Consider the following 20,389-nt stretch of genomic DNA (forward strand, 5'->3'; position numbering starts at 1 on the left):
GGATGTCTACTAGCTTTTATTTGGGATACCCGGCGCGCTTCATCTCGCGCTCAGTGGTGGACTGCGCAGCGGTCAGCGCCTGGTCCACGCTCTGCTGGCCGGTGAGCGCACCGGAGAAGAACTTGCCCACCTGGGTGCCGATGGCCTGGAACTCGGGAATGGTCACCAACTGGATGCCGACGTAGGGCACCGGCTTGAGGGTTGGCGATTTCGGGTCGGCGACTTTCAGCGACTCCAGCGTCACCTTGGCAAACGGCGCGGCCTTCATGTATTCATCGCTGTAGGTCGAGGTGCGAGTGCCAGGTGGAACGTTGGCGATGCCATCGGTCTTGGCGACCAACTGGCCGTATTCCTTGGAGGTCGCCCAGGTGGTGAAGACCGTGGCGGCGTCCTTGGCTTTGGAACTGGCGGGGATGGCCAGCGACCAGGAATACATCCACGAGGTGCCTTTGTCGGTTTTTTCGTGGGGGGCGAAGGTGAATCCGACGTGATCGGCCACCTTGCTCTGGGTCTTGTCGGTGACGAACGAACCGGCGACGCTGGCATCGACCCAGATCGCGCACTTGCCGCTGTTGAACAGCGCCAGGTTTTCGTTGAAGCCGTTGCTGGAAGCACCCGGCGGGCCGGATTTCTTCATGTTGTCGACGTAGAAGTTCAGCGCGTCCTTCCACTCGGGCCCATTGAATTGCGGCTGCCATTTTTCATCGAACCAACGCGCGCCGAAGCCGTTGGCCAGGGTAGTGATCAGCGCCATGTTCTCGCCCCAGCCGGCCTTGCCCCGCAGGCACAGGCCATATTGTTCCTTGGTCTTGTCGGTGAGTTTTTCGGCGAACTCACCGATCTGGCTCCAGGTCGGGTGCTCGGGCATGGTCAGCCCGGCGTCCTTGAACAGGTCGGTGCGGTAATAGGTGATCGAACTTTCGGCATAGAACGGCAAGGCGTAGAGCGAACCTTTGACCGACAAGCCGTCACGCACGGAAGGGAAAACGTCCTCCAGGTCGTAGGAGGCGGGTAGATCCTTCATCGGTTCCAGCCAGCCCTTGGCGCCCCAAAGTGCAGCTTCGTACATGCCAATGGTCAGAACGTCGAACTGCCCGCCCTGGGTGGCGATGTCGGTGGTCAGGCGCTGGCGCAGGACGTTTTCTTCAAGCACCACCCAGTTCAGCTTGATGTCCGGGTGCTCGGCCTCGAAAGTTTTCGAAAGCTTTTGCATGCGGATCATGTCGCTGTTGTTGACGGTGGCAATGGTGAGGGTCTGTGCGCCGAAACTGACGCTGCTGAGGGTCATGCAGGTGGAGACAAGCAGAGCTTTTACCGAAGGTTTCATCGCGCACTCCTTTTCCGCGCCAGGGGCTGCAGAAGGACAGTTATTGTTTTTGTGTCTTCCGGATGAAGGGAAGAATGTGCGCTGATTACAGCCCTCAATGAACGGCGTGACAAATCATCCGTCGCACTTGTGCTGATACTTTTTTGCACTGGGCGGGGTGGCCGCTTGTCAGTACAGGCCAACAAAGACCCCCGGTGGAGAAACGTCAGCCCTGGTTCTGCTCGGTCAACCGCTGCACTGCCAGACGCCGATAATGGGAAGGCGTCATGCCCTTGAGCTGCTGGAAGCGCCGGTTGAAATTGGAAATATTGTTGAAACCCGATTCAAAGCACACGTCGGTCACCGGTTTGTCGCCGTCGGCCAGCAGTTCGCAGGATTTACTGATGCGCAGGCGATTGACGAACTCGATGAAACAACGGCCAGTCGCCTGTTTGAATACGCGGCTGAAATAGGTGGGTTTCATGCCCAAGTGCTCGGCGACTTCTTCCAGGGACAGTTCCCGGGCGTAGTGGGCAAAGATGTAGTCCACCGCGCGGTTGGTGCGGTCGATGCTGTGTTCGTCCGCCGATTGCGGCGCGGTGGCGCCGGACAGCAACTGATAGTCATCCGAGGCGGCCAGAAGCTCCATCAGGATGAAAAAATGTCCCAGCCGGCTCATGCCCTGGGAATCGGCGATGCGCTGCATCAGCACCATCGCCTGGCGGATCGTGCGTTTGCAGCGAAACTCGATGCCGTATTGGGCGCGTTCGAGCAGCGGGGCGACGGTCTTGAGTTCCGCGAACACCTGGTGGCCGCTCTCGAACAATTCGTCGGTGAAGTTCACCAGCATGTCGCGCTTGGCGACCACTTCGTCCTCGGCGACCTGGCTGATCCAGTTATGGGGCAGGTTGGGGCCGGTAAGGAACAACGATTGGGGATAGAAGTTGCCGATGTAATCGCCGATGAAGACCTTGCCGGAGCTGGCGACGATCAGGTGCAGTTCGTATTCCTTGTGGAAATGCCAGCGCACCAGCGGGCAAGGAAAACCGTGCTGGCGGTAGATGATGGAGCGTCCGTCGTGGTCGTCCATCAACTCGTAGGAGGGGTCGGTGACTCTGGCTGTTCGGGTCATGAGCCTGGCGCTTTTATTGTTTTCGCCGCTGGATAATGCCCCCTTCGTCGCGCAGGTGCCAGTCCGGATAGCGCGGACTGGCAGGGGCTTCCCGCCCGGCCTAGCTGTTGCGGTTCTTTTCTTCGATCCACTGGGACATGTATTGGGTGCTCTTATGCTGGTGGTGACGCAGCATGCTGCCGATGAAGTTGTCGCGACGTAGCTGCGCCAGATTCCCACGGCAGGCGTGAATGCGCTCGATCAGCGCCGGGCCATGGACCTGCCGCTGATAGCGGCTCGCCAGCAGCGCGAGGCCGGCATCCTGGGCGTGGGCCCAGCGCGCCTGGTCGCCATAGAGTTGCACCGCCGCATCGGCGATGGCGCTGGCGCTCTGGCCGATTGCCCCAGGCCAGGGCATTTCGCCGCCCATGGCTTCGGCGCCGATGGGCGTGGTGACGTTCGGTGTGCCGCAGAGCATGGCGTCGATCAGCTTGCCCTTGATACCGGCGCCGAAACGCAGCGGTGCCAGGCAGATGCGCGCCGCCGACATGACCTGCAAGGCATCTTCGGCCCAGTTCATGATGTGAAACCCTTGGGCTGGATTATGCAGCGCGGCGGCCTTGGGCGGTGTATAGGCGCCGTACAGATGCAACTGAACGCCGGGTAACTGTTGTCGGATCAGCGGCCAGACGGCGTTTTTCATCCAGAGCACGGCATCCCAGTTCGGCGCGTGGCGAAAGTTGCCAATGCTCAGGAAATGCGCTCGGTCTTCGAACGGCACCAGCGGTTGGTCGGGCAGGTCCAGCATCAACGGGCACCAATGCAACAGGCTGCGGGGCAGGTTGAAGTGCTCCACCAGCAGCTCGATTTCCACTTCCGACACCATCAGGTTGAGATCACAGCGCAACAGCGCGGCAATCTCTCGCTTGGCCAGGTCGGTGCCGGCCATCAACTCGAACTCTTCGCGCAGGGCCGGGGCAAACAGGTCGCTGAAGTCCTCGCCGGCGTCGGGCGCCTTCAAACGCTGCTTGAGCCGTTCATGCCGGGCGTGGCGCAAGCTCTGCAAGTCGGAGGTTTCCAGCACGCGCAAGGCGCCGGGACAATGTTTCTCGACCCGCCAGCCGAATTGTTCCTCCATCATGAACTGGTCGAACAAGACGATATCCGGGGTCAATTCTGTAATGAACCCATCGAAACTGCTGTTGTTCAGCTCGATAGGCACCTCGCGGATACCCAGCGCGACCAGGTCGGCGCGGTGCTCGCCCGGACCCGCGGGGCTGCTGAAGGTGATCTCCCAGCCTTGCCCGAGGAAAGCTTCCAGAATCTGCATGACGTGCCCGCTGGCCGCCGATGAGCGGGGCTCAGGCCAGACATAGCCGATGACCAGGACCTTAAGGGCGTTGGGATGAGGCATGAGCGAGCAATTCCTGGAAGCGATTCAGGCGCGTTCGGCGCGCGGGGCGCCGATAGTGAACAACAATGCGCCTGGGCTCAAGGAAGAATGCTTTTGACCTTGTCGCGCAACTGGTCAATGGAAAACGGCTTGCCGATGACCGCCATGCCGGCGGGGACATCGATACTCTCGGCATAACCACTGGCAAACAGGACCGGCAGCTGCGGCCGGATCGCTAGCGCCTGCTTCGCCAGCTCGCGACCGTCCATGACCGGCAGGCCGACATCCGTCATCATCAGGGCGATGGGCTGCGCCTGGTTGCGCAGGAATTCCAGCGCCTGCTCACAACCGTCCGCTTCCAGTACCCGATATTCCAACTCTTCGAGCACGTCGACGATCAACATCCGCACGATGTCGTCGTCTTCAACGACAAGAATGGTGGGTGCGGTGACAGCGGCTGGCATGGACATGTAGGTATTCTCGAAAAGATGGGGCGGGACGGGCTACGAAACAAAAGCCACATGCATGAGTAAATGACAACGCTGCACAAGTTCCCTGGGTTGTACAAGAAAGGATCTATAGTACAAGAGCTGACAAGGATAGTCGCATCCTTGCTACAGGCAGATCGCCGTGGGAATTGTGCCTTCGATTCACCAGAAATTGTGGATCCAGGCCGTGGCTTTCGGGCACACTCCATGGTTTTTCAACTGTCCACCAAGGCCTTTACCATGAAGCCATCGTCTTCGGTCGACGAGCAAAGCTTTCGCAAGCTCCTGAGTCGCAATATCAGCCTGCCGCTGGGCATTGGTGCGCTCAGCGCGGTGTTTTTCATTGTGCTGATCACCTACCTGCTCTCGGTGATCCAGTGGGTTGGGCACACTGACCGGGTGATCAACAATGCCAACGAAGCGCTCAAGTTGAGCGTGGACCTGGAAACCGGCATGCGTGGCTTTCTGTTGAGCGGCGACGAGCATTTTCTCGACCCCTATGAAATCGCCAAGCCACGCATTGCGGTTGCGCTGGACACATTGCTGGAATTGACAGCCGACAACCCCATCCAGACCGATCGCCTGCACCAGATACAAGCGCTCCAGGTCGAATGGGACAAATACGCCCAAGGCCTGATCGAACTGCAACGCAGCAGCGGCGATTACCGGGGGGCGGTGAAGGCCGGACATGGCAAGCGCCTGACCGATGAAATTCGCAAGGCCTTCGAAGACATCGTCGAAACCGAACAGCACCTGCGCACCGCGCGCAATGAGGACGTGCGCTTCACCACGATCTCAAGCATCGCCTTGTACCTGCTGTTCGTGGCGGCCGTCAGCGGATTGCTGGCCTATATTGGTCGCCGGGATCTGTTGAATCTTTCCAGCAGCTACAGCGCCAGCCTGAAAATCCAGCAACAGAGCGCCCAGCGCCTGGAGAAGCAGGCCTGGCTGCGCAATGGCCAGACGCAACTGGCCGAACAGGTCCTGGGGCAACTGACCCTGAACGTGTTGGGTCGCAACATCCTGCAGTTTTGTGCCCAATACCTGGGGTGCGTCGTGGCTGTACTTTATTCGCGTGAAGAAAACGGCGTCCTGCAATGCGTCGCCACGTATGGCATGTCCCGGGAAGAGGAGGAACGGCACCAGGTTATTCTCGATGCAGAAGGCATTGTCGGGCAGGCCGTGCGGCAGGGGCATCCCATCCGCCTGGACGATGTACCGAGTGATTACCTGAAAGTCAGCTCCGGGCTCGGCCAGGGACTGCCCAACAGCGTGCTGGTGGTGCCGACGAGCGATGACGACCGGATCAATGGTGTCGTCGAACTGGGCTTCCTGCGGCCGTTGACCGAGCGTGACATCGAACTGCTGGAGCTGATTGCCGGCAATATCGGCACTTCCATCGAAGCGGCTCGCTATCGCCAGCGTTTGCAGGAGGTTCTGGCCGAAACCCAGCAGTTGAACGAAGAACTGCAGGTCCAGCAGGAAGAGCTCAAGACTGCCAACGAAGAGCTGGAAGAACAGTCGCGCATCCTCAAGGAATCCCAGGCCCACCTGGAGACCCAGCAGCAGGAACTGGAACAGACCAACGAGCAACTGGCCGAGCAGCGCGATGCCATGGACCAGAAAAATACCGAGTTGAACCTGGCCCAAATCCAGTTGCAGGAACGCGCCGAAGAGTTGCAGCGTTCGAGCAAGTACAAGTCCGAATTCCTCGCCAACATGTCCCATGAACTGCGCACGCCGCTCAACAGCTCGCTGATCCTCTCCAAGCTGCTGGCGGAAAACCCGCAGAGCAACCTCAGCGACGAGCAGGTCAAGTTTGCCGAATCGATCTATTCGGCCGGCAACGACCTGCTGAACCTGATCAACGACATTCTCGATATTTCCAAGGTCGAGGCCGGAAAACTCGAGGTCCGCCCGGAAAACACCAGCGTGCCGCGGCTGGTGGAGGGCTTACGGGATATGTTCATGCCGCTGGCGGCTGATAAAGGCCTGCATTTCGAGGTCCAGTTGCTGCCGGACGCACCATCGATGCTGTACACCGACCGCCAGCGCCTGGAGCAGGTGATCAAGAACCTGCTGTCCAACGCCGTGAAATTCACCGAGCAAGGGGCCGTCAGCTTGACCGTGGCCGGCCAGCCCGGCTCGGGCATTGCGTTCATCGTGCGCGATTCGGGAATTGGTATCGCCGCTGACCAACAGCAAAGCATTTTCGAGGCCTTCCGCCAGGCCGACGGCACGACTAACCGTCGTTACGGCGGCACCGGCCTGGGTCTGTCGATTTCTCGGGACCTGGCCACGCTGCTGGGTGGTTCGATCTCTGTTTCCAGCGAACCGGGGCAGGGCAGTGTGTTTACGCTGGTATTGCCTGAGCGCTACATCGAGCCCGGCGAGACGCCCCGGGCGCCCAGGACGTTCACCCCGACGGCGACTGTGTCGGCAACGGCTGCGCAAAAGACCGTGCCTGTGCCGTTGATTGCCGACGTGGAACCGCCAATTGCTCGATTCGCCGATGATCGGGACAAAGCCCCGTTCGATACCCGATGCATCCTGGTAATCGAAGACGAACCCAAGTTCGCCCGGATTCTGTTCGACCTGGCCCACGAACTCGGTTATCAGTGCCTGGTGGCCCACGGTGCCGATGAGGGCTTCGACCTGGCATCGCAACTGAGCCCCGACGCGATCCTGTTGGACATGCGTCTGCCAGATCATTCCGGGCTCACGGTGTTGCAGCGGCTCAAGGAGCAGGCGGCTACCCGGCATATCCCGGTTCATGTGATTTCCGTGGAGGACCGCGTCGAAGCCGCGATGCACATGGGCGCCATCGGCTATGCGGTCAAGCCGACGACCCGTGAAGAACTCAAAGATGTGTTCGCTCGCCTTGAAGCCAAGCTCACCCAGAAGGTCAAACGGGTGCTGCTGGTGGAAGACGACGACTTGCAGCGCGACAGCATTACCCGCCTGATCGGCGACGATGACATCGAAATCACTGCCGTTGGCCTAGCCCAGCAAGCCCTGGACCTGCTTCGCGCGAATATCTACGACTGCATGATCATCGACCTCAAGCTCCCCGACATGCTGGGCAACGACTTGCTCAAGCGCATGTCCACGGAGGACATCTGTTCATTTCCGCCGGTTATCGTCTACACCGGGCGCAACCTGACCCGCGATGAGGAAGCCGAGCTGCGCAGGTATTCACGCTCGATCATCATCAAGGGTGCCCGTTCGCCGGAGCGCTTGCTGGATGAAGTGACACTCTTTCTGCACAAAGTCGAATCGCGGTTGTCCCATGAACGTCAACGGATGCTCAAGACTGCCCGCAGCCGGGACAAGGTATTTGAAGGCCGTAAAGTGCTGTTGGTGGACGATGATGTGCGCAACATCTTCGCCCTGACCAGCGCCCTGGAGGCGAAGGGGGCCATTGTCGTCATCGGCCGTAACGGCCTGGAGGCGATCGAGCGCCTGAACGAACAGGATGACATCGACCTGGTGCTGATGGACGTGATGATGCCCGAGATGGATGGTTTCGAAGCCACCGCGCTGATCCGCAAGGACCCGCGCTGGCGCAAATTGCCGATCATTGCTGTCACGGCCAAGGCCATGAAGGATGATCAGGAACGTTGCCTGGCGGCGGGCTCCAATGATTACCTGGCCAAACCGATCGACCTGGATCGTCTGTTCTCGCTGATTCGCGTGTGGTTGCCGAATATGGAAAGAATTTAGTGGAACGTGACAGCGACATTGAACTGCGTTTGTTGATCGAAGCGATCTACCTGAAGTACAGCTACGATTTTCGCGATTACTCCGGTGCATCCATCAAGCGCCGGGTGCACCATGCGCTCGGCCAGTTCGAGTGCAAGACCATCTCGGCGCTGCAGGAACGCGTGCTGCACGACCCGGGTGCCTTCATGCAGTTGCTGCAGTTGCTGACGATCCCTGTCAGCGAAATGTTTCGCGACCCCACGCATTTCCTGGCGATCCGCGAGGAGGTGGTACCGCTGCTGCGGACCTACCCGTCGATCAAGATCTGGATCGCCGGTTGCAGCACAGGGGAGGAGGTGTATTCCATGGCGATCCTGCTGCGCGAAGAAGGCCTGCTGGACCGCACGCTGATCTATGCCACCGACATCAATCCGCGCTCGCTGGAAAAAGCCAAGCAGGGCATCTTTTCCCTGGACAACGTGCGGGCCTACACCCAGAACTATCAGCGCGCAGGCGGGCGGCGATCATTTGCCGACTATTACACGGCTGCCTACGATTACGCGATGTTCGACAGGACGCTGTGCGAGAACGTGACATTTGCCGATCACAGCCTGGCGACCGACAGTGTGTTCTCAGAAACTCAATTAATTTCATGTCGTAATGTATTGATATATTTTAATAAAAAGCTTCAAGATCGTGCCTTCGGGCTGTTTCATGAGTCGCTTTGCCACCGCGGATTTCTGGTACTGGGCAGCAAGGAGACGTTGGATTTTTCTTCTTTCGGCGCCCAATTCGAACCGTTGGTCAAGCAGGAACGGATCTATCGCAAGTTATGAGCCAAACGAAGGACAGATCCAGGAAGGCCATCGAGGCCATCGCCGTCGGTGCCTCCGCTGGCGGCGTCGAAGCATTGCTCAAGGTGTTCGCGCACCTGCGCAAAGGCTTCCGCTTGCCTATCCTGGTCGTGTTGCATCTGCCGGACGAGCGTGACAGCCAATTGGCGCGGGTGCTGGGTCATCGCCTCGCCGTGCCGGTGGAAGAAGCCCGGGACAAACAGGACATCTTGCCGGGCACCCTGTACGTCGCCACGCCCGGCTATCATTTGTCGGTCGAGGCGGATCGCAGCCTGTCGCTGAGCCTGGAAGCGCCGGTTCACCATTCGCGCCCCTCCATCGATCTGCTGTTCGAGTCGGCGGCCGATGTCTTCGGCCCCAACCTGGTGGCGGTGGTGCTGACCGGCGCCAACCATGACGGCGCCCATGGCCTGGCCAGGGTCAAGGCAATGGGCGGAATCACCGTCGTCCAAGACCCTGCCGAAGCCCAAGTATCCACCATGCCCGAAGCCGCGCTGGCGCTGCATCAGCCCGACCATATCCTCACTTTACAAGGCATCGGCCAATTACTGGCCGGGCTGGAATGAACGACATGCCAAGAGATATTCAAGCCAAACTGCTGATCGTCGACGATCTGCCGGAGAATCTGTTGGCCCTGGAAGCGCTGATCAAGCGCGAAGATCGCGCAGTCTTCAAGGCCTTGTCGGCTGACGAAGCGCTGTCGCTGTTGCTGCAACATGAGTTTGCCCTGGCGATCATTGACGTGCAGATGCCGGAGATGAACGGTTTCGAGCTGGCTGAATTGATGCGTGGCACGGAGCGGACCCGCAGCATCCCGATCATCTTCGTCAGCGCCGCCGGCCGTGAGCGCAACTATGCCTTTACCGGCTATGAAAGCGGCGCGGTGGACTTCTTGCACAAGCCGTTGGACACCCACGCCGTCAAAAGCAAGGTCAACGTATTCGTCGAGCTGTATCGCCAGAAAGAGGCGATGAAGGAGCAGGTCATCGCCCTGGAGCAAAGTCGACGAGAACAGGAAACGTTGCTGCAGCAGTTGCAGGTGGCTCGCGGCGAACTGGAGCAGGCGGTGCGCATGCGTGACGATTTCATGTCCATCGTTGCCCACGAGGTGCGCACGCCCCTCAATGGCCTGATCCTCGAGACCCAGCTGCGCAAGATGCACCTGGCCCGGAACAACGCCGAGGCGTTTTCCCTGGACAAGGTACGGGCGATGGTCGAGCGCGACGAACGCCAGATCAAAAGCCTGATCCGGTTGATCGAAGACATGCTCGATGTATCGCGCATCCGCACCGGCAAGCTGTCTATCCGCCCGACTCGTTTCAACCTGACCGCGTTGGTGCAGAATTTGTTGCGCAACTTCCAGCCGCAGATCGCAGCGGCCGAATGCACGCTCAATTGCAACGCCGAGCCGGTGGTCGAAGGGCAGTGGGATGAGTTTCGTATCGAACAGGTGGTGTCCAACCTGCTGACCAATGCCCTGCGCTATGGCGGCAAAAGCCCGATCGATGTACGCGTCTACAGCACGTCCGAGCATGCCTGCATCGAAGTCCAGGATCGCGGCATCGGTATCAGCGAAGAGAATCAGAAGCGCATTTTCCAGCAGTTCGAGCGCGTGTCCTCCAAGGCGGCCTCGGCTGGGCTTGGGCTGGGGCTGTTCATCTCCGAGCAGATTGTGAGCGCACATGGCGGTACAATCACGGTCAATAGCCGCCTCAACGAAGGGGCGTTGTTTCGCGTTTGTCTGCCTTTTCACAAAACCGGCGAACAGACGCAACCTCTGAGAGACCCTAAGGTCGTATCAGCAGCTATTGATCGAACAAAGGCTTCTCATGAGTGAAGATGCGCAAGATGTTGTACTGATTGTCGAGGATGACCCGTCGATCCTGATGGTGTTGGCAGCTTACCTGTCGGGGGAAGGTTATCGCGTGCTGCAAGCCGAAAACGGCGAACAGGCATTCGAGATCCTGGCAAGCAAACCCCACCTGGACATGATGATCACCGACTTCCGCCTGCCTGGTGGCATCTCCGGGGTGCAGATCGCTGAGCCGGCTGTCAGGTTGCGCCCCGACTTGAAAGTCATCTTCATCAGTGGCTACGCCCAGGAAGTGCGCGACACCGACAGCCCTATTACCCGAAAGGCGCCAATCCTGGCCAAGCCTTTCGACCTGGACGTGCTGCAAGAGATCATGCGCACCATGCTGTCCTGAAGGCCTCGCACACCGCGAGGCGCTTCTACTTCATGCCCCGATCATTTCCCGCACCTTGGCGGTCAGCAGGTCGAAGGTAAACGGCTTGGTGATCATCTGCATGCCCGGGTCGAGGAAGCCGCCGCGGACTGCGGCATGTTCGGCATAGCCGGTGATGAACAACACCCGCAGGTCCGGACGGATCTGCCGACCGATTTCCGCCAGTTGCCGCCCATTCATGCCTGGCAGGCCGACGTCACTGATCAACAAGTCGATGCGTTGCCCCGATTGCAGGATGGGCACCGCGCCATCGGCATCGGCAGCCTCGACAAAGGCATAGCCAAGCTCGCTGAGCACCGCGCTGACCAATACCCGCACCGCTGGATCGTCTTCGACGATCAGCACTGTCTCGCCGTCCTGGGCATAAGGCGCATGGTGGGAGTCGACTTGGGGTTCGTGTATTTCCTCGCCGACGAAGCGTGGCAGGTAGAGATTGACCGTGGTGCCTTTGTCGACCTCGCTCTCGATGGTGACGTGACCACGCGACTGCTTGCTGAACCCGTAGATCATCGACAGCCCCAGCCCAGTGCCCTGGCCGATGGGTTTGGTGGTGAAGAACGGATCGAACGCGCGATTGATGACCGCTTCGGGCATGCCGCAGCCGGTGTCTTGCACACTCAAGACCACATAGTCGCCGGGCTCCAGGTTGGTGTAGGCGTCGGTGACGTGCGAGTCCAGGTACCGGTTGAACGTCTGGACCACCAGCTTGCCGCCGTTGGGCATTGCGTCCCGGGCATTGAGCACCAGGTTGAGCAGGGCGCTTTCCAGTTGGTTGGGATCGGCTTCGGCAATCCAGAGCTGCTCGTCCAGCTGCATGTCCAGGCGGATGCTTTCGTTCAGGCTGCGTTGCAACAGTTCGCCCATGGACAGCACCAGGGTGTTCATTTGCACGGCCTTGGAGTCGAGCGATTGGCGCCTGGAGAACGCCAGCAGGCGATGGGTCAGCCCGGCGGCGCGGTTGGCTGAGGTCACGCCCAGGTCGATCAGGCTGTCGAGATCCTCGATGCGACCACGTGCCAGACGCCGGCGCAGCAGTTCCAGGCTGCCGATGATACCGGTGAGCATGTTGTTGAAGTCATGGGCGATGCCGCCAGTGAGCTGGCCGACCGCTTCCATTTTCTGCGACTGGCGCAAGGCTTCCTCGTTGTGACGCAATTGAGCGGTACGCTCTTCCACTTGCTGTTCGAGGGTCTCTAGGGTGTTTTGCAGGCGCAGCTCACTGTTGCTGAGGTCGATCAGGCGATCCCGGGCTTCGTACTGCCTTCGACGGCCGCGCAAGGCGGTGGTCACCAGGCTGACCAGGGTCACCGGATGGAACGGTCGCTCCAGGAAGGTCACGTTGCCCAACTGCGAGCCGATGCGCGCCGCCGGGTTCTGTTCCGGCCCGCCATGGTGTGTCAGCAGGACGATAGGCAGGTCGGACCAGGCCGGTTGCTGTTCAATCTGGTTGAACAGCGTTTCCATGTCAGGCCCCGACAACGCTTCGGAGGCGACTACCAGCAGCCCGGCGCCTTGCTCCAGTTCTTCGCACAAATGACCCAAGTGGCGGCAGACGAGGCCGGCAAAACCGGCCTCGTTGAGTATCTGGAGGGCAATCTGGCTGTCCCGTCCCAGCGGCGCAAGGATCAGCGCTCGCTCGGACAGTGGCTGGGCCAGCGTCACTGTAGATCATCCTTGAGCAACGGATTGTCCGCTCCCATGTAGTTGGGCACTCCCCGCAACACGCCTTGGAATGCCTCAAGCGGTTCGCCTATGGTCATGCCCTGGCTGCTGATGCGGTATTCGCGAATGGTGGATTCGTGGCTGCCGGTGCGTTTCTTGATGATTGATATCGCCCGGCGAACCTTGCCCAATGCCTCGAAATAACGCAACAGAATCACCGTGTCGGCCAGGTAAGTAATGTCCACGGGCGCTTGCATGTCGCCGACCAGGCCATGCTGGGCAACGGTCATGAAAGTCGCCGCGCCCTTGCGGTTGAGGTAGAGCAACAGCTCGTGCATATGCAGAACCAAGGCGTTTTCCTCTGGCATGGCCGCCTGGTAGCCGTTGATGCTGTCGATAACCACTGTCTTGATATCGCCTTCATCGACACAACGGCGCACCCGGTGGGAAAACTCGCCGGGGGACAGTTCGGCGGCATCCACCTGTTCAATCAGCAGGTTGCCGGTTCGCTGCAGTGCCGGCAGGTCAATACCGATGTTTTTCATGCGCTCGAACAACAAGCCCAACTCTTCATCGAAGATGAACAGCGCGGCCTTTTCACCGCGATGCACCGCGGCGGCCGCGAAGATCATCGAGATCAACGATTTGCCGGTACCGGCAGGGCCCAGGATCAAGGTGCTGGAACCGGTCTCGATACCGCCACCCAGCAGGGCGTCCATTTCCCCGATGCCACTGGACAGTTGCTGGCGCAAATATTGACCGCGGTGTTCGGCGGCCACCAGGCGCGGAAAGACATGAACCCCGTCGCCCATGATGGTGAAGTCATGGTAGCCACCGCGGTATTTCTGCCCGCGATACTTGACCACCCGGATCCGTCGCCGCTCGGCGCCGTAGTTGGGGGTCAGCTCTTCCAGGCGGATCACCCCGTGGGCCACGCTGTGCACGGTCTTGTCGAGGGATTCGGTGGTCAGGTCGTCAAGCAGCAGGACGGTGGCGTCGTAGCGCACGAAGTAATGCTTGATCGCCAGGATCTGGCGGCGGTAGCGCAGGGAGCTTTGCGCCAGGAGGCGGATCTCCGACAGGCTGTCGAGCACCACCCGGGTCGGCTTGAACCGCTCGACCACTTCAAAAATCTGCCGGGTCGCTTCGCCCAGCTCCAGGTCCGAGGAATACAGCAAGCTTTGCTGATGCTCGGCATTGAGCAGGCTCTCGGGCGGGGTCAGCTCGAAAATATGGATGTTATCGTCCAGCGTCCACCCGTGGGAGGCAGCGCCTTGGCGCAGCTCACGCTCGGTTTCCGATAGCGTGATGTACAACGAGCGCTCGCCAGCCTGGGAACCGGCCAGTAGAAAATGCAGCGCGACCGTGGTTTTACCGGTGCCCGGTTCCCCTTCCAGCAGGAACACGTGGCCGCGGGACAGACCACCGGAAAGGATGTCATCCAATCCTTCGATACCGATGGCGGCTTTTGCACTGATCAACTCGTTTGATGTAGACAAAAATAGCCCTCTCATGACTAGGGAAGTGGGCAGCAGGCGGGGTAACGCCTGAAATGAACTGCCTGATCACTTGACCTTCGGCGGTGGTGGCGGTTCCGCTTCCTTTTACAAAACGCGCAGTGCCGCACAACTTCGAGAAGGTCTATAAACCCTGTTGCAAGGCCGGATCGTCGGGGTTGAGCTGCTCAAGTTGCGCCAACAGGATCTGCACATTCTGCAACTGCCCAGTCTCCTTCCAGTAGCTGATCAACAGCACCCGCGCCTTGCGGTCGGCGGGGTAGCGCTGGACGATTTCCTGGAGCTGTTTCTGCGCGGCTTCCACTTCCTGCTCGGCATGCAGCGTGGTTGCCAGGTCATAACGGTAGTGTCGATTATCTGGCTCAAGTTCCACGGCTTTTGCCAGGCCGAGCACCGCGTACTCGCTCTGGCCATGCTGCAGCAGCCACATGCCCAACGCATGTTGCAGATAAGCCGATGCGGGCTGGGCCTGCAATTGCCGGGCGAGCAATTGCCGCGCGGCTTCGCCTTGGCCCTGTTTGTCCAGCACTTCGATCTGCATGACCAGCGCCGGCAGGTTGTCCGGTTGCAGGTGCAAAGCCTGTTCGAGTGCCAGTTGGGCTTTTTTCAATTCGGCGTTGTGCAGGTGCAGGCGGGCGAGCTGGTAATGCGACTCGGCGCTTGGCGGACCGTCCCCGAGCACCTGTTCCCACGCGTCGATGGCAATCTGCATCGGCCCGAAATACAAGCCAAGGTCATCGGGAGACAAGCCCAGCAACGCGTTTACGGTGGCGAACCGGACGGCCTGGTCATTGTCGTCCAGCAGCGGTCCGAGCAACAGGGCGCGCTGGCCGGTTGGCACCAGCCCGCCAATGCTGCCGATGGCGGCACGGCGCACATCGGGCGATTCACTGTGCAGATCGGCCTCCGCCAGTTTCAAGGCTAGCGGGCTCGGGTAGTTGGGCAGTTCGGCGTGCAGCCAGACGCGGCGCTTGGGCGACAGGTCCGGCCTACCCAGTTGCTGATAAAGCACCCGCGCGGCCCCAGGTTGTCCATTGCGGGCCTTTTCCAGGGCTTCACTGTAGCCACGCTTGATGGCCTCCGGGATTTGTGGAGTGGTACTGCGTAGCCATACCGCGACAAGACCAATCATCAACAGGACGGACAGGCTGAGAAGCAGATAGCGGCGAGGCGAGGGCATGCAGGCAATCCATAACCAGAAGCGTGAAGTGTCGCAAGCTTCGGTCAGGTGGAAGCTTGAGTCAAACCTTCTAGGGGTGTTCATTTGCCCTGTGGGAGCGGGCTTGCTCGCGAAGACGTCTGTAGCTTCGACATCTTATGAAGATGACCGGACGCCTTCGCGAGCAAGCCCGCTCCCACAATAGAGCAACTCAATATCCCAAGGTAGCCGTCATGGACCACAGCCGGACAAAAAAAGCCCCGCGTCCGAATACGGGCGCGGGGCAAAAAATTTGGCTGGTTGCGGCCAACCAAAGGAGCTCGGTTGAGCTGCGAAGGTCAGTTGCTGGCGACGGTTTCCGGTTTCCAGCCACCGCCCAGGGCCTTGTAGATCGCGACAATGCCGCGGTACAGGTCGACTTCGGCCTGGGCCTGGGTGTCTTCGGCGGCCAGGCGTTCACGCTGGGCGTCGAGCAGCACGAGGAAGTCCACGGTGCCTTCGCGGTAGCGAATCTCGGCCAGGTCGGCGGCGGCACGGCTCGATTCGCTCTGGCGGATCAACGAAATCAGGCGTTGTTGGCGCTTGCCGTAGTCGCTGAAAGCATTTTCCGACTCTTCCAGGGCCAGCAACACTTGCTGTTCGTAGGTCGCCAGGGCGCCGTCGGCCTCGGCACTGGCACCGCGCAAGCGAGCCCGCACGCTGCCCAGGTCGAAAGCCGCCCAGGTAATGCTCGGGCCCAGCGCCCAGGCGTTGGCGGCCGAGGAACCGATCTGTGAACCACGTCCGGCGGTGAAGCCCAGGAAACCGCTCAGGCTGACCCGGGGAAACAGGTCGGCCTTGGCTACGCCGATACGCGCCGTGGCAGCGGCCAGTTGGCGTTCGGCGCTGAGAATGTCCGGACGACGTTGCAGCAGCTCACCCGGGTCGCCGATAGGCAGGGCCTTGGCGATGGCTGGCAGTTGTTTGGGGCTCAGGTCCACGCTCAGCTTGTCGGGACGCTCACCCAGCAGCGTGGCGATACGATTGCGCTGACGCACCTGTTCGGCCTGCAGTTGCGGCACGCTGGCTTCCACCGAGGCCAGGCGGGCATCGGCGCGCACCACGTCGAGCTGGTCGCCGACGCCGGCATCACGCAGGCTTTCGGTGATCTTGCGCGAGTCCTGCTGGTTCTTCAGGTTGGCCAGGGCAATTTTTTCCCGCAGCTGGGCGCCGCGCAGTTGGCCGTAGGCATCCACCAGTTCGGCGATCATCGTCACCTGCAACTGATAGAGGTCGGCTTCAGCAGCCTGCTGGTCGGCGTCGGTGGCTTCCAGGTTGCGCTGGATGCGCCCGAACAGGTCCAGCTCCCAGGCCATGTCCAGGCCCAGATCGTAGCGCTCGGTGTTGACCCGGTCGGTGGTTTGCCCTGGAATCTGGCCTTTGCCCAGGTTGCTGCTGGCGCGGCTGGTGATGGTCGGCATGGCGTCATTGCTGGCGTCATCGCGAATCGCCCGTGCGGCCCGCAAGCGAGCGAAGGCCACGCGCAACTCACGGTTGCCTTCCAGGGATCGGGTTACCAACGCGTTGAGGGTCGGGTCGTCGAATTGCTGCCACCAGATGCCTTCGAAACGGGCTCGGTCGAAATTCTTCTGGCCGGCGGTGCCGTCGGTGGCGGTGGTGATGTTCGCCGCCTCCGTTTGCGGTGCCTTGTAGTCCGGGCCCACGGCGCAGGCGCTCAACGCCAGGACCAGCAAGCTCGGCACGAACGCTTTCAAACTCATTGTTGCGCCTCCAGTTTCAAAGCCCGGGCCGCTTTACGGGCCTCACTGCGCTCGACGAAGTTGCGGATCAGTACATAGAACACGGGGGTCAGCAGCAGGCCGAAGAACGTCACGCCAAGCATCCCGGAGAACACCGCCACACCCATGGCGTGACGCATTTCAGCACCGGCACCACTGGAGAACACCAGGGGCACCACGCCCATGATGAAGGCGAAGGAGGTCATCAGGATCGGCCGCAGACGCAGGCGGCAAGCCTCCAGCACGGCAGCCAGTGGGTTCATGCCCTCGAGCTGCTTATCCTTGGCGAACTCGACGATCAGAATGGCGTTCTTGCAGGCAAGCCCCACGAGCACGATCAAGCCGATCTGGGTAAAGATGTTGTTGTCGCCACCGGACAGGATCACCCCGGTAATCGCCGACAGCAGGGTCATCGGTACGATCAGGATCACCGCCAATGGCAGGCTCCAGCTTTCGTATTGCGCCGCGAGTACCAGGAATGCCAGCAGTACGCAGAGCGGGAACACGAACAGCGCAGTGTTGCCCGAGAGGATCTGCTGGTAGGTCAGGTCGGTCCACTCGTAGGTCATGCCGTTGGGCAGTTCATCCTTGAGCAGTTTCTCGATGGCTTTCTCTGCCTGGCCGGAGCTGTAGCCCGGGGCAGCGGCACCGTTGATTTCAGCGGTGATGAAGCCGTTGTAGTGCATCACACGGTCCGGCCCGGAGGTGTCGCTGACCTTGATGAAGGTCGCCAGCGGGATCATCTCGCCACGGTTGTTACGCACCTTGAGCTGGCCGATCTGGTCCGACTCGAGACGGAACTGCTGCTCGGCCTGGACGTTGACCTGGTAGGTACGGCCGAAGCGGTTGAAGTCGTTGGCATACAGCGAACCCAGGTAGATCTGCAGGGTGTCGAAGATGTCGCTGACGGCCACGCCGTGGGTCTTGGCTTTTTCACGGTCGATGGCGGCATCGACCTGGGGCACGTTCACCGTGTAGCTGGTGAACAGGCCGGCCAGTTCCGGCACGCTGCGGCTCTTGGTGATGATGTTCATGGTTTCTTTGTACAGCTCGTCGTAGCCCAGGTTGCCCCGGTCTTCGATTTGCAGGCGGAAACCACCGATCGTGCCCAGGCCCTGTACCGGCGGCGGCGGGAAGATCGCCATGTAGGCTTCCTGGATCTGCGAGTACTGGCCGTTCAAGGCACCGGCAATGGCGCCGGCCGACATGCTCGGGTCCTTGCGCTCCTCAAACGGCTTGAGGGTCACAAACACGATGCCGGCGTTCGGGCTGTTGGTGAAACCGTTGATCGACAGGCCAGGGAAGGCCACCGCGCTTTGTACGCCCGGTTGTTTGAGGGCCAGCTCGGACATGCGCTTGATCACGTCTTCGGTACGGTCCAGGCTCGCGGCGTCCGGCAGTTGGGCGAAAGCCACCAGGTATTGCTTGTCCTGGCCAGGCACGAAGCCGGTCGGCGTGGTGGAGAAGCCGAAGAACGTCAGCACCATCAGGCCTGCGTAGAGCAACAGGGCGATGCCGCTGCTACGGATCACGCGGCCAACGGTGCCCACATAGCCGTGGCTGGCACGTTCGAAGAACCGGTTGAACGGCCGGAACAGCCAGCCACCGAAGATCTTGTCGAGGAACTTCGAGAAACGGTCCTTGGGTGCGTCGTGGCTCTTGAGCAATACGGCGGCCAGGGCCGGCGACAGCGTCAGGGAGTTGACCGCCGAGATCACCGTCGAGATGGCAATGGTCAGGGCGAACTGTTTATAGAACTGCCCGGTCAAGCCACTGATGAATGCCGCCGGAATGAACACCGCGCACAGCACCAGGGCGGTGGCGATGATCGGACCGGTCACTTCGCTCATGGCGCGCTTGGTGGCCTCCACCGGGGTGAGCCCTAGCTCGATGTTACGTTCGACGTTCTCCACCACCACGATGGCGTCGTCCACCACGATACCGATCGCCAGTACCAGGCCGAACAGTGACAGGGCGTTCAACGAGAAGCCGAACAGGTGCATCACGGCGAAGGTACCGATCAGCGACACAGGAACCGCCACCAACGGAATGATCGAGGCGCGCCAGGTCTGCAGGAACAGGATCACCACCAGCACCACGAGAATCAGTGCTTCGAACAGGGTGTGGACCACCGCTTCGATGGAGCCGCGCACGAAGATCGTCGGGTCGTAGACGATGCTGTAGTCCATGCCGGCCGGGAAGCCTTTCTTCAGCTCCTCCATCTTGGCGCGCACGTCGTTGGAGATCTGGATGGCGTTGGAGCCTGGGCGCTGGAAGATCGGGATCGCGACCGCCGGCTGGTTGTCCAGCAGCGAGCGCAGGGCGTATTGGCTCGAACCCAACTCCACCCGGGCGATGTCCTTCAGGCGAGTGATTTCACCGTTGGCGCCGGAACGAATGATGATGTTCTCGAACTCTTCCTCATTGACCAGGCGACCTTGGGTATTGATCGAGAGCTGGAAGGCCTGGGCATTCGGGGCCGGCGGCGCACCCAGTGCACCGGCAGCCACCTGGCGGTTCTGCTCACGGATCGCGGTGACCACGTCGGTGGCGGTCAGGTTGCGCGAAGCGGTCTTGTTCGGGTCCAGCCAGACCCGCAGCGAATAATCACCCATGCCGAACAGTTGCACGTCACCCACGCCACCCAGGCGCGCCAGCTCATCCTTGATGTTGAGCAGGGCGTAGTTGGACAGGTAGAGCATGTCGTAGCGCTGGTCCGGCGAGGTCAAGTGCACGACCATGGTCAGGTCGGGCGAGGCCTTGTCCACCGTGATGCCGATCCGGGTCACTTCTTCCGGCAGCTTGGGCTCGGTGCGGGTGACGCGGTTCTGCACCTGCACCTGGGCGTTGTCCAGGTCGGTGCCCAGGGCAAAGGTGATGGTCAGGGTGATCTTGCCGTCAGCGGTGGACTGCGAGGACATGTACAGCATGTTCTCGACACCGGTGATGGCTTGCTCCAGGGGCGCGGCCACGGTTTCACCGATCACCTTGGGGTTGGCACCCGGGAAGTTGGCGCGTACCACCACGGTGGGCGGCACGACTTCCGGGTATTCGCTGATCGGCAACTGGAACAGCGAGATGGCGCCGGCGATCAGGATCAGCAGCGAAAGCACCGCTGCGAAGATCGGCCGCGAAATGAAGAACTGGGAAAATTTCATCTTGGATTCAGTCCC

The 20,389-nt window shown here is 60.6% G+C and carries 14 protein-coding genes; 5 read left to right on the forward strand and 9 right to left on the reverse strand.

Translation table 11 applies throughout. From position 1 onward, the window contains the following. Positions 1–16 precede the first annotated feature (16 nt). From PFLQ2_RS15245 to PFLQ2_RS15230, 4 genes are all read right to left on the reverse strand, one after another. The gene (locus tag PFLQ2_RS15245; protein ID WP_003181310.1) at positions 17–1,327 is read right to left on the reverse strand and encodes an ABC transporter substrate-binding protein; all 1,311 of its coding nucleotides are present in this window, start codon (positions 1,325–1,327) and stop codon (positions 17–19) included. Between the two features lie 205 nt (positions 1,328–1,532). After that, the gene (locus tag PFLQ2_RS15240; RefSeq protein ID WP_003181312.1) at positions 1,533–2,438 is read right to left on the reverse strand and encodes an AraC family transcriptional regulator; all 906 of its coding nucleotides are present in this window, start codon (positions 2,436–2,438) and stop codon (positions 1,533–1,535) included. 100 nt (positions 2,439–2,538) lie between these two features. Next, a complete protein-coding gene (locus tag PFLQ2_RS15235) occupies positions 2,539–3,831 on the reverse strand; it encodes a glycosyltransferase (RefSeq protein WP_003181314.1) in 1,293 nt (430 codons plus the stop codon). Positions 3,832–3,908: 77 nt separating this feature from the next. Beyond that, entirely contained in the window at positions 3,909–4,274 is a 366-nt protein-coding gene (locus PFLQ2_RS15230; RefSeq protein WP_003181316.1) for a response regulator, read from the reverse strand. Positions 4,275–4,538: 264 nt separating this feature from the next. On the opposite strand from PFLQ2_RS15230, the gene PFLQ2_RS15225 reads away from it, so the two are divergent. From PFLQ2_RS15225 to PFLQ2_RS15205, 5 genes are read left to right on the forward strand one after another with little or no spacing between them, the layout of a single operon-like run. Next, complete coding sequence (locus PFLQ2_RS15225) at positions 4,539–8,021, forward strand: response regulator (protein ID WP_003181318.1); 3,483 nt, start codon at positions 4,539–4,541, stop codon at positions 8,019–8,021. Continuing rightward, positions 8,021–8,836 (forward strand): CheR family methyltransferase, encoded by an 816-nt coding sequence (locus PFLQ2_RS15220; RefSeq protein ID WP_003181320.1) that lies wholly within the window; start codon positions 8,021–8,023, stop codon positions 8,834–8,836. Before PFLQ2_RS15225 ends, PFLQ2_RS15220 begins: the two co-directional genes overlap by 1 nt. Continuing rightward, positions 8,833–9,420, forward strand: coding sequence for a chemotaxis protein CheB (locus tag PFLQ2_RS15215; protein ID WP_003181322.1), 588 nt, complete (start codon positions 8,833–8,835; stop codon positions 9,418–9,420). Before PFLQ2_RS15220 ends, PFLQ2_RS15215 begins: the two co-directional genes overlap by 4 nt. Positions 9,421–9,425: 5 nt before the next feature. Beyond that, positions 9,426–10,691: a hybrid sensor histidine kinase/response regulator gene (locus PFLQ2_RS15210; RefSeq protein ID WP_033046479.1), complete on the forward strand. Its 1,266-nt coding sequence runs from the start codon at positions 9,426–9,428 to the stop codon at positions 10,689–10,691. Continuing rightward, positions 10,684–11,061 (forward strand): response regulator, encoded by a 378-nt coding sequence (locus PFLQ2_RS15205; protein WP_003181326.1) that lies wholly within the window; start codon positions 10,684–10,686, stop codon positions 11,059–11,061. Before PFLQ2_RS15210 ends, PFLQ2_RS15205 begins: the two co-directional genes overlap by 8 nt. A 30-nt stretch (positions 11,062–11,091) precedes the next feature. Here PFLQ2_RS15205 and PFLQ2_RS15200 read toward each other — a convergent pair whose 3' ends face one another. The 5 genes from PFLQ2_RS15200 to PFLQ2_RS15180 form a co-directional block, all read right to left on the reverse strand. Beyond that, positions 11,092–12,762, reverse strand: a complete 1,671-nt coding sequence (locus tag PFLQ2_RS15200) for a response regulator (protein ID WP_003181330.1) — start codon at positions 12,760–12,762, stop codon at positions 11,092–11,094. Further along, positions 12,759–14,261, reverse strand: coding sequence for an ATPase domain-containing protein (locus tag PFLQ2_RS15195; RefSeq protein ID WP_003181332.1), 1,503 nt, complete (start codon positions 14,259–14,261; stop codon positions 12,759–12,761). Before PFLQ2_RS15195 ends, PFLQ2_RS15200 begins: the two co-directional genes overlap by 4 nt. A gap of 142 nt (positions 14,262–14,403) precedes the next feature. After that, on the reverse strand, positions 14,404–15,459 hold the full coding sequence (locus PFLQ2_RS15190; RefSeq protein WP_003181334.1) for a tetratricopeptide repeat protein: 1,056 nt from the start codon (positions 15,457–15,459) through the stop codon (positions 14,404–14,406). A gap of 317 nt (positions 15,460–15,776) precedes the next feature. After that, positions 15,777–17,198: an efflux transporter outer membrane subunit gene (locus PFLQ2_RS15185; protein ID WP_003181337.1), complete on the reverse strand. Its 1,422-nt coding sequence runs from the start codon at positions 17,196–17,198 to the stop codon at positions 15,777–15,779. Beyond that, positions 17,195–20,374, reverse strand: a complete 3,180-nt coding sequence (locus tag PFLQ2_RS15180; RefSeq protein ID WP_003181339.1) for an efflux RND transporter permease subunit — start codon at positions 20,372–20,374, stop codon at positions 17,195–17,197. The genes PFLQ2_RS15185 and PFLQ2_RS15180 overlap by 4 nt, the downstream gene beginning before the upstream one ends. Positions 20,375–20,389 lie beyond the last annotated feature (15 nt).

It is taken from the genome of Pseudomonas fluorescens Q2-87 (assembly GCF_000281895.1).
Taxonomy (GTDB): domain Bacteria; phylum Pseudomonadota; class Gammaproteobacteria; order Pseudomonadales; family Pseudomonadaceae; genus Aquipseudomonas; species Aquipseudomonas fluorescens_S.

What these genes read in the sequence shown, in the direction of transcription:
- PFLQ2_RS15245 (WP_003181310.1), bottom strand. Translation starts at nt 1,327, where the DNA reads ATGAAACCTTCGGTAAAAGCTCTGCTTGTCTCCACCTGCATGACCCTC.
- PFLQ2_RS15240 (WP_003181312.1), bottom strand. Translation starts at nt 2,438, where the DNA reads ATGACCCGAACAGCCAGAGTCACCGACCCCTCCTACGAGTTGATGGAC.
- PFLQ2_RS15235 (WP_003181314.1), bottom strand. Translation starts at nt 3,831, where the DNA reads ATGCCTCATCCCAACGCCCTTAAGGTCCTGGTCATCGGCTATGTCTGG.
- PFLQ2_RS15230 (WP_003181316.1), bottom strand. Translation starts at nt 4,274, where the DNA reads ATGCCAGCCGCTGTCACCGCACCCACCATTCTTGTCGTTGAAGACGAC.
- PFLQ2_RS15225 (WP_003181318.1), top strand. Translation starts at nt 4,539, where the DNA reads ATGAAGCCATCGTCTTCGGTCGACGAGCAAAGCTTTCGCAAGCTCCTG.
- PFLQ2_RS15215 (WP_003181322.1), top strand. Translation starts at nt 8,833, where the DNA reads ATGAGCCAAACGAAGGACAGATCCAGGAAGGCCATCGAGGCCATCGCC.
- PFLQ2_RS15210 (WP_033046479.1), top strand. Translation starts at nt 9,426, where the DNA reads ATGCCAAGAGATATTCAAGCCAAACTGCTGATCGTCGACGATCTGCCG.
- PFLQ2_RS15205 (WP_003181326.1), top strand. Translation starts at nt 10,684, where the DNA reads ATGAGTGAAGATGCGCAAGATGTTGTACTGATTGTCGAGGATGACCCG.
- PFLQ2_RS15190 (WP_003181334.1), bottom strand. Translation starts at nt 15,459, where the DNA reads ATGCCCTCGCCTCGCCGCTATCTGCTTCTCAGCCTGTCCGTCCTGTTG.
- PFLQ2_RS15185 (WP_003181337.1), bottom strand. Translation starts at nt 17,198, where the DNA reads ATGAGTTTGAAAGCGTTCGTGCCGAGCTTGCTGGTCCTGGCGTTGAGC.
- PFLQ2_RS15180 (WP_003181339.1), bottom strand. Translation starts at nt 20,374, where the DNA reads ATGAAATTTTCCCAGTTCTTCATTTCGCGGCCGATCTTCGCAGCGGTG.